The organism is Kitasatospora nipponensis (genome assembly GCF_039528135.1).
GTDB classification, from domain to species: Bacteria; Actinomycetota; Actinomycetes; order Streptomycetales; family Streptomycetaceae; genus Kitasatospora; species Kitasatospora nipponensis.
In genome coordinates, this window is record NZ_BAAALF010000561.1 from 1 (window position 1) to 911 (window position 911).

Sequence of the window (911 nt, forward strand, 5' to 3'; positions counted from 1 at the left end):
CTCGGGCAGCTCGGAGGAGATGACCAGCAGGGCGACGCCCTCCTTCGCCAGGTCGGCGATGATCTGGTAGATCTCCGCCTTGGCGCCCACGTCGATGCCGCGGGTCGGCTCGTCCAGGATCAGCACCTTCGGCTTGCGGGCCAGCCAGCGGGCCAGCACCACCTTCTGCTGGTTGCCACCGGACAGCTTGCGCACCTCGTGCTCGATCGAGGGGGTGCGCACCCGCAGCCGGTCGCTGTACTCCTGCGCCAGCGCCCGCTCGGCCGAACGCCGCACGAACCGCCAGCGCCGCAACCGCTCCAGCACCACCAGCGAGGTGTTGTCACGGATCGAGCGCTGCAGGAAGAGCGCCTGGGCCTTGCGCTCCTCCGGCGCCAGCCCCAGCCCCGCCCGGATCACCTCACCGGGACGGCCCGACCGCAGCTCCCGGTCCTCCAGCAGGACCCGGCCCGACCGGATCGGCAGGTCACCGGCCAGCGCCAGCGCCAGCTCGGAGCGCCCGGCACCGATCAGGCCGGCCAGACCGACCACCTCGCCGGCCCGGATCCGCAGGCTGATGTCGTGCACGTCGTCCGTGCTGACCTGCTGCACGTCGAGCACGACCCGCTCGGTGGCCACGTTCTGCCGCACGAACATCGCCGACAGGTCGCGGCCCACCATCATCCGCACCAGCTCGCCCTCGGTCGCCGCCGCGGCGTCCAGCACCCCGGCCAGGGCACCGTCGCGCAGCACCGCGATCCGGTCGGCCAGCTGGAAGATCTCCTTCATCCGGTGCGAGACGTAGATGACCGCCACACCCTGGTCCCGCAGCCGGCGGATCAGCGCGAAGAGCGCGTCCACCTCCTGTTCGGAGAGCGAGGAGGTCGGCTCGTCGAAGGCGATCACCTTCGCCTCACCGGTCAGCGCCCGCA

The 911-nt window shown here is 71.8% G+C and carries 1 protein-coding gene; it reads right to left on the bottom strand.

Annotated features, from left to right (window positions below):
• On the bottom strand, window positions 1-911 hold a 911-nt coding region (locus tag ABD323_RS41890), incomplete at both ends, for a sugar ABC transporter ATP-binding protein (RefSeq protein ID WP_344447318.1).